Origin of the sequence: Streptomyces atriruber (genome assembly GCF_001418325.1) — a bacterium.
Taxonomy (GTDB): Bacteria; Actinomycetota; Actinomycetes; order Streptomycetales; family Streptomycetaceae; genus Streptomyces; species Streptomyces atriruber.
On record NZ_LIPN01000671.1, the window covers coordinates 1 to 2,677 of the forward strand.

Here is a 2,677-nt window from a genome sequence, read left to right on the forward strand (position 1 = left end):
GAGCGCGGGGGAGGGGGCGGGGGCTAGAGGTCCGGTTCCGACCGGGCGATGAGGTAGCCGAGCTGTGCCCGGGAATGTGAGCCCAGCTCCCGCGACATCTCCGCCACATGGGCCGCCACCGTGCGCCGCGACACCCCGAGGCGGCGCGCGATGGCGTCGTCCGTGAGGCCGGAGACGAGGAGCTTCATGACCGTGCGGCGGACCTCGTCGACGATCAGTGGCTCGCGGGTGCGTGCGGCGGTCGGTTCGGCGACCGGCCTCGCCCGCTCCCAGGCGTCCTCGAAGACGGCTGCCAGGTGCGCCACGACGGAGGGGTGTCTGATCTCGACGGCGCCGGAGCCCCGGCCGAAGAGGTAGGCGACGGACCGGTCGCAGAGCACGAGGTGGCCGGTCAGCTGGTGCAGGGTGCGGACGCGGCCGCCCGCCCGCTCGATGTCCTGGATGCGCCGCCACTGCGCGGCATGGGTGCGGGCCGCGTGCGGGTACAGGGCCCGGTGCGTGACGCCGGAGGGGACGGGGACGGGGTCCGGGAGGCTCGTGAGGAGCTCCGAACGGCAGGCGCGCACGGCCTGCTCCAGGAGCGCGGGCACGGCGTCCGCGCCGTCGACGGCGGTCAGCCAGTCCTGGGACTCGCGGCGCGCGGCCCGGTAGATCGCGTGGACCGGGGAGAACCCGGAGCTGATGGAGCGCAACTGCTCCTGTCGGGCGTCGAGTTGCTCCCGCACGGGTTGGAGCAGCTCGGACTCGGCGACGTTCGGGGAGACGGGGACGAGGACCCCGGGGTCGTCCGGCGGTGGCGTCAGCAGGCCCAGGTGTACGAGGCAGCGGGGCGCCGTCGCGCGCGGCAGGCAGCCCTTGACGACGGCGGCGCGGTAGCGGCTGAGGCCTTCGGCGCAGGGGGCGTCGGTGGCTTCGGTGCAGCGGCAGCCGCTCGCGGGGCCCTGTGCGTCATCGTGCATCGCATGATTATGCACCGGGTTTTCGAAGGTGATGGCCCTCTCCCGCTGTGAGACTCGAACCAGGAAAGTCCTGAAGCTATGGAATCAAAGGATCGTGGTTCGTGTGAATCTCTCCGGCAGCACCGTCGTCATCACCGGCGCGGGCAGCGGCATCGGACTCGCCACCGCCGAACTCGTCGCGCGGCGCGGCGCCCGCGTCGTCCTCACCGACCGCAGCGCCGACGCGGTGCGGCCGCACGCCGAGCGGATCGCCGAACTGACCGGCGCCGAGACCGGATTCCGGGCCCTGGACGTCACCGACGGCGCCGCCGTGGAGGAGGTCATGGGATCGGTCGGCACCATCGACCACCTCTTCACCTGCGCGTCCGGCAGCGTGATCGCCCCGTTCGACGAGCTGACCGAGGCGCAGGTCCGACAGTTCTTCGAGGTCAAGTGGTGGGGGCAGTACCGGTGCCTGCGGGCCGCGCTGCCGCACATGCCGAAGGAGACGGGGTCGGTCACGCTCGTCTCCGGATACCTCTACCGCAAGGCCGACCCCGGGTACTTCGCCTTCGCCGCCGTCAACGGGGCGGTCGAGGCCGCCGTGAAGTCCCTCGCCATGGAGCTCGCGCCGCTCCGCGTCAACGCGATCGCCCCCGGCCCGACCGACACGCACGCCCACCTGATGAACCCCGAGGAGCACCGCGCCTACCGCGACGAGATCGCGGGACGCCTGCCGGTGGGGCGGCCCGGCACGGCCGAGGAGGTCGCCCATGCGGCGGCGTACCTGATGGAGAACGCGTTCACGACGGGTACGACGCTGGACGTCGACGGCGGCAAGCGCTGACGGGGCCTACGGCACCGGCAGTTCGCTGTCCGGCCAGCGGGACCTGCCCTGCTCCCGTGACCGGAGCAGGGCCAGGGTCGGCAGACCCCGGTCCGCCCCGGTGGAGAGCAGCTCCGGCAGCTGGGGCAGCGGAGCCACCGCGGCGACGTCGTCCAGGACGAGCGTCATTGGTGGGTCGAGCCGACCGGAGGATGACCGTGCGGCCATGCGCCGGCCGTGCTCGACCACGCTTGAGGCGAGTGCCGTCAGCAGGGGCATGGCACCCGGGCCCTGGCGGGACTTGGGATCCTCGATCGCCTCACCCACCACAAAAAGCGTGCCCCCTTCATCGACGAAGGAATCCAGGGAAAGCGCATCAGTTCGGTTCGGCGTGCAGGACTCGCGGACGTGGACCGTGAAGAGCGCCGAGAGGGCACGGGCGGTCAACTCCTGGGCGATGTCGCGACGTTCGGGATGCGCGGTGAGCGTCGCCTCCAGCTCGCCCGCGGCGCCGGACGAGGCCTTGGGATGCGTACGGAGGATGCGTACCGCCTCCTGCACCTGGTTGCCCTGCGACCAGCGGTGCACGATCTTCATCGGCTTGTCGGCCACCGCGGCGGCGTGCAGGAAGCTGCGCAGCAGGATCTGTGCCGTGTCGGCCACGGCGACGTCCAGCTTCGCGGCGGGCCTTATCGGGGCGAGGAGGGCGGCGGCACGGGTGTCCGCCGTCGCCCTGTCGCCGCAGCCCGCGGTGGGGGACCAGTGCAGGCGTGCCGGGGTGTCGCACAGGTGGGAGGGGTCGTAGAGGAGGACGGGCCCGAGCTTGGCGCGGGCGTCCTTCGTCTCCGCCCACAAGGTGGGGTCGGAGGTCAGGACGAGGGCGGCGCCCTCGGCGTCCTGGACGGCCTGCACG

Annotated in this window: 3 protein-coding genes; 1 reads left to right on the forward strand and 2 read right to left on the reverse strand. The window is 72.5% G+C overall.

Going from position 1 to position 2,677, the window contains the following annotated elements; genetic code table 11:
• Positions 1-23 precede the first annotated feature (23 nt).
• Positions 24-959: a LuxR C-terminal-related transcriptional regulator gene (locus AOK03_RS39915; protein ID WP_055570207.1), complete on the reverse strand. Its 936-nt coding sequence runs from the start codon at positions 957-959 to the stop codon at positions 24-26.
• A 94-nt stretch (positions 960-1,053) separates the two neighbouring features.
• Here AOK03_RS39915 and AOK03_RS39920 point away from each other — a divergent pair, with 94 nt between their 5' ends.
• Positions 1,054-1,785 (forward strand): SDR family NAD(P)-dependent oxidoreductase, encoded by a 732-nt coding sequence (locus AOK03_RS39920; RefSeq protein WP_157869234.1) that lies wholly within the window; start codon positions 1,054-1,056, stop codon positions 1,783-1,785.
• Positions 1,786-1,791: 6 nt separating this feature from the next.
• Here the strand turns inward: AOK03_RS39920 and AOK03_RS39925 are convergent.
• Positions 1,792-2,677 (reverse strand): type IV secretory system conjugative DNA transfer family protein (locus AOK03_RS39925; RefSeq protein ID WP_244177960.1); only part of this gene is annotated, 886 nt, incomplete at its 5' end.

Excerpts from the sequence above, each read along its gene's own strand:
- AOK03_RS39915 (WP_055570207.1), bottom strand. The coding sequence starts at position 959 with ATGCACGATGACGCACAGGGCCCCGCGAGCGGCTGCCGCTGCACCGAA.